This window comes from Leucothrix pacifica, from assembly GCF_003172875.1.
Lineage (GTDB): Bacteria > Pseudomonadota > Gammaproteobacteria > Thiotrichales > Thiotrichaceae > Leucothrix > Leucothrix pacifica.
Genome location: NZ_QGKM01000063.1, coordinates 537 through 6,050 on the forward strand (window position 1 = coordinate 537; position 5,514 = coordinate 6,050).

General features: G+C 46.4%; 4 protein-coding genes. 1 reads left to right on the plus strand and 3 read right to left on the minus strand.

What is annotated here, in order from left to right; genetic code table 11:
• From DKW60_RS17670 to DKW60_RS17680, 3 genes are all read right to left on the minus strand, one after another.
• The coding region (locus tag DKW60_RS17670) for a transglutaminase family protein (protein ID WP_181389768.1) at window positions 1–1,963 on the minus strand (1,963 nt) is incomplete at its 3' end.
• 23 nt (window positions 1,964–1,986) lie between these two features.
• Window positions 1,987–2,952: an alpha-E domain-containing protein gene (locus DKW60_RS17675; protein WP_109838993.1), complete on the minus strand. Its 966-nt coding sequence runs from the start codon at window positions 2,950–2,952 to the stop codon at window positions 1,987–1,989.
• An 82-nt stretch (window positions 2,953–3,034) separates the two neighbouring features.
• A complete protein-coding gene (locus DKW60_RS17680) occupies window positions 3,035–4,471 on the minus strand; it encodes a circularly permuted type 2 ATP-grasp protein (protein WP_109838994.1) in 1,437 nt (478 codons plus the stop codon).
• Between the two features lie 359 nt (window positions 4,472–4,830).
• On the opposite strand from DKW60_RS17680, the gene DKW60_RS17685 reads away from it, so the two are divergent.
• The coding region (locus tag DKW60_RS17685) for a proteasome-type protease (protein WP_109838995.1) at window positions 4,831–5,514 on the plus strand (684 nt) is incomplete at its 3' end.

The window sequence follows — 5,514 nt, forward strand, 5'->3', positions numbered from 1 at the left end:
TATAACCTTCAATACGAACTGGTGTTCCCAGCTTTTCAGCCGTTGCTTCAACCGCTGCGATCAAATCCAGATAATGCTCCAGATAAGTCATTGGCGGCATAAAGACACATAAGCGACCTTCACGGGCCTCGATCGACATTGCCGTGTGCGGCACATCAACCCAGAACTTTTCTTTGGCTCGTTTCTTCGCCTCACGCGCCTCTTCCGCGATTGCTTTTTTGGTCTTTGGCTTTTCAGATTTCTTAAAGCGCTTCTCAGCAACCTTGTCGTAAGCACCCAGCTCGTCATGCTCTGCCATGCCATCGGACTCAGGCTGGATTTCGCGCTCATCCTCCGTCTGCCAAGGGAGCGAACCCAGAGGCAAACGCAGCCCCATCGGTGAATCACCCGGTATCAGCGTTAAGATGTCGTTTCTGAACTGCCAAGGCGCACTGTGCCAAGTCCGCTTGTTGTAATCCCAAGCAATTGGCAGCGCAAAACCAGACGGTGTATCCAAGCCACGCGTCAGTACCCGCGCGATCGCCTGACGCTCCAGCGAGTCTTTTAGATCGGCTTTCTCTGAGTCCAGATTGACCGGCAAACTGCCCTCCTTCCACAAGAAATACATCTTGTCTTCAAAGGCAGGAATAATGTATTTCTCATCTAATCCAAGGTGTTTGGTAAGCAGCCTGGAGAACTTCTCCGCCGTCTTTTCATCATGCTTATAATCCACACCATCTTCAGCGATCAGCTTAGGATTTTTCCAGATATCCACGTCATCATTACGCCAGTAACAGCTGAGTGCCCAGCGTGGAATTTCTTCACCGGGATACCATTTCCCTTGCCCATAATGCAGCAGACTGCCTTTGGCAAAACGCTGATTCATCCGCAGGAATAGTTCGCCTGCCAGTTTACGTTTATGCTCACCAAGCGCACCCGTATTCCACTGCTCATGCTCCATATCATCAATGGATACAAAAGTCGGTTCGCCACCCATGGTCAGACGCACGTCACCGGCTTCTAAGTCTTTGTCAACCTGCTCGCCGAGGGCGTTAATCGCCTCCCACTGCGTTTCGGTGTATGGCTTTGTTACACGTGGGTCTTCAAAGAAGCGCTGCACGGTATTACTGAAATCAAACTTAGTTACTTCACATTTTTCCATCCCACCAGTCACCGGCGCTGCGCCGTATGGGTCTGGCGTACAAGCCAATGGAATGTGACCTTCACTGGCGAATAGTCCGGATGTTGGGTCAAGGCCAACCCAACCTGCACCGGGAATAAACACCTCGCACCACGCATGTAAGTCTGTGAAATCTTCTTCTGGGCCTGACGGGCCATCCAATGATTTTTCATCTGATGTTAATTGCACTAAGTAACCAGACACAAAGCGTGCAGCCAGCCCTAACTGACGCAAAATCTGTACTAACAACCACGCAGTATCACGGCAGGAACCCGTTTTTTTGGTTAAAGTCTGCTCGAATGTCTGAACTCCCGGCTCCATGCGAATGTTGTAACCGATCTCCTTTTCCAGTCGCTGATTCAACTGAACCAGAAAATCCTGAATACGAGTTTCAGAGCGATCAACTTTCTCAAGCCATGCAGTGAGTTTCTTACCTGCTTTACGCTTTCTCAGGTAAGGCGCCAGCTCTGCTTTCAGAGTCTTTTCGTAGGTAAACGGATAATTCTCCGCATACTCTTCGACGAAAAACTCAAAGGGGTTAATTACTGTCAAATCAGCAATCAAATCCACTTCAAACGAGAACTTCTTGGTTTTCTCCGGAAATACCAGACGCGCTTCATAGTTTCCAAAAGGATCTTGCATCCAGTTGATGTAGTGATCTTCCGGCTCAATTTTTAATGAATAAGATTTAATCGGTGTGCGGCTGTGTGCAGCAGGCCGCAAACGAATTACATGCGGTGATAAGCTCACCGGACGATCATATTCATAACTTGTCTTGTGATTAAGTGCGACTTCAATCGTCATCGTAAAATCTCTTTAGAATTTAGTTAAGCGGACTGGCTCTGTGTTTGCCCTTCGACCTTTTGGGTCGGATACAACCATGTGCTCGCAATAATATTGTGTAGGTCAATTAGGCCTAATTGAATGTCATCAAATGAAACCCGTAAATCTTCAGATACAACAAAGTCTTTTTCAGTGTATGCGTCCATCTTCTTCATTAGCTTGTCAGATGTCTCAAGGAACGTCTCATACGATGGAAAGCTAAGCGCTATTTGTGACAGCTCCTCTAAGCAATACTTAATTGAGCGAGGGAAATCATTGTTACACAACACAAAACGCAACACTGAGACGTGCGAAATTCTTGGCCCATTCGCAGCCCGGTACATACCGACAGCATTTTGCGCTTTGAGTATTTCCATCCAAATATGATGATCGTGTGTACTCTCTTCAACACCCCTGCGCAATAAAATTCCGGCAGCAATATCCAGCGTCCGCGACGTCATGTCTGCTCGTTCAATATGAATCCCCAGAGACAAAAATTCATGTGCCTGATTACGACTCATGCTGCTTTGGATCAAACCATTAAATTGCTGACAGCGTCCAATAACTTCCGTTAAAAAGCGGAAACGATCACGCCGGCGAATTGCACTGACCGAGGTCTGCTTCATCAGCAGATTCAGATCGTTAAGCATCTCCCAGCCTTCCAGCGGGAATAGGTCTTTTGATGTTCTGGCATTCTCACGTGCTGCCCTGACAGCCGAGCGCAAAGAACCAGGGTTCTCAGGGTTTGTAACCAGAAACTCAAACACATTATGTTCGCTTACTTCTTCATAATGCTCATGAAACAAATTTTCGACCGACATAATTTTGAGTAACACATTCCAGCCGAGTTTTTTGGTTTTCGGCAAATCCAGCATTACTTGGGTAAAGGCATTCAGGAGTCGGGCGGTGTCTTCAGTTCGCTCGATATATCTTCCCAGCCAATAAACACGCTCTGCATTTCTCGATAACATAACGGAATCCTTGATGTAATTTTATTGTGGCTACCGGAAAACAATGCCCCGGCGCTCAGCATTGGCGATATTTTTGGAGGAATCAGGTTTCAACAATCCAGGTATCTTTACTACCGCCACCCTGTGAGGAGTTCACCACGAGCGACCCTTCCACCATAGCAACGCGAGTCAGCCCCCCCTTAGTCACCCAGCAATCTTTGCCCTGCAGAATGAAAGGGCGCAAATCCAGATGTCGGCACGAAAGGCCTTTGTCGATGATGACTGGCGCGGTAGAAAGATCCAAGGTCGGTTGGGATACATAGTTACGCGGGTCATCTTTGATTAGTTTGCGGAATTTATCCAGCTCTTCTTTACTGGCTCTTGGCCCAATTAACAGACCATAACCACCTGACTCGTTCACAGGTTTAACGACAAGCTTTTCCAAATTAGCCAATGTGTAATTTAAATCTTCCTCAATATGACAGAGGTAAGTTTTCACATTGGGCAAGAGAGATTGTTCACCAAGATAATACTCGATCATCTTTGGCACATAGGCATAGACAGCTTTATCATCTGCCACACCACTTCCCGGCGCATTGGCAATCGCAACATTGCCCTTCTTCCAGGCACGCATAATGCCTTTTACACCTAGCATTGACCCTTTATTAAATACTTCAGGATCAAGGAAGGTGTCATCAACGCGGCGGTAAATAACATCTACACGCTGTGGGCCATTGACGGTACGCATGTATACGCAATCATCCGTATCGACCAAAAGATCAGGACCTTCAACCAATCTGGCGCCCATTTCTTGTGCAAGAAAGGAATGTTCAAAATAGGCAGAGTTGTAGATGCCGGGAGTCAGCACCACGATGGTCGGGTGCTCCTGTTCCCTCGGAGACAAGGAAGCCAGCATTTCGTAGAGGTGTACCGGATAATCTGAAACAGGTGAAATGCTCTGAGAATCGAATATTTCCGGGAAGATTCGTTTGGTCACCTGACGGTTCTCAATCATGTACGACACGCCGGACGGCACACGCAAATTATCTTCCAATACACGGAATGTGCCCTCACCGTCACGCACCAAATCGGTGCCTGAAATATTAGCCCACACACCATGAGGTGGCGTAATTCCCCGACAAGCCTTTAAATAGTTGGATGATCCTTCAATCAGATGCGGCGGCACAATGCCATCTTTGATGATTTGCTGATCGTTGTAGACATCGTTGATAAACATGTTAAGCGCTTTGAGTCGCTGCTTTAAACCTGCTTCTACTTTCTGCCACTCATCCGCCGGAATCGGTCTTGGGATAATATCGAAGGGCCAGTCTCTGTCGATATTGCTACCTTCAGAATAGATGGTGAAAGAAACTCCCATTTCCTTAATACAGCGCTCTGCTGAAGCCTTACGATCCTGCAGTTCATCATTGTTGAGGGACTCTAAATACTCAAACAAATCCTTCGCGACCGGGCGAGGCTTGTCGGCTTTCTCTAATACTTCATCAAAAAACTGTGTTGGATCATAGGAATTCCACTTCATAGAACGATATCCTTATTGTTTAGACTGGCGACAGGTCGGTGTGTTTATCTATCTTTACCGAAAGAATCACATAACAGATGAGGCAAGTTATATGCCAGCATTAGGCTAAAACAGCACTGCTGTCATCAAATAAATTATTTTAAAGATTATTATTTCAATCCAAATGAGCTAATTGTGTGTAAAATAACACTTTCGAAGGAGCCCCTTTCTTTTACAGACTCCGAATGGCTATTTCATACCTGTAGACCCAGTGCTTATTACGATAAGCCGATCTGAATTTGCGCAACGATCATACACCTAAAGCTACTCTCTCATGAAGAAATAGTTTAAAAGTTTAGAACTAAAGACCTCACATCACTATGACTTACTGCATTGCAATCAAAACCAACACACACCTAGTATTTGCTTCTGACTCCAGAACGAATGCCGGACCAGACCATGTGAGCACCTACAGTAAAATGTTTAGCTGGGGCATACCCGGTGAGCGCCAGTTTGTGCTGTTAAGTGCAGGAAACTTAGCCACTACTCAGGATGTGGTGCAGCAGATCAATCGTGATATTCGCGAGAGCGAAGCAACTAATTTACATACCGTAAAGTACTTATCCGATGCCGCCGACTACGTCGGACGGGTTAGTCAGATGATGCAAAATAAACACAACAATTCGCAGATGGGTGCAGGGTTTAATGCGGAGGCCACTTTTATCATCGGTGGTCAAATTGGCATGGACCCACCTGAAATCTTTATGGTGTATTCACAAGGTAACCATATAACCTGCCCTGGCATGACACCATTTCTGCAAATTGGTGAAATCAAATACGGCAAGCCACTGCTAGACCGCGTGATTGTTGAAGATACTCCGGAAGATGATGCGATTCGGGCAACGATGGTATCGATGGATTCTACGATGCGCAGTAACGTCACCGTGGGTCCACCGATTGAGATTGTTAGCTATCAAACCAACTCATTAGTGCCAGGCCAATATCGTATCTTCCGTAATAGTGATCCTTATTTGCGATTGTTACGCAGACGTTGGGGCGAGACA

Excerpts from the sequence above, each read along its gene's own strand:
- DKW60_RS17680 (WP_109838994.1), bottom strand. The coding sequence starts at position 4,471 with ATGAAGTGGAATTCCTATGATCCAACACAGTTTTTTGATGAAGTATTA.
- DKW60_RS17675 (WP_109838993.1), bottom strand. The coding sequence starts at position 2,952 with ATGTTATCGAGAAATGCAGAGCGTGTTTATTGGCTGGGAAGATATATC.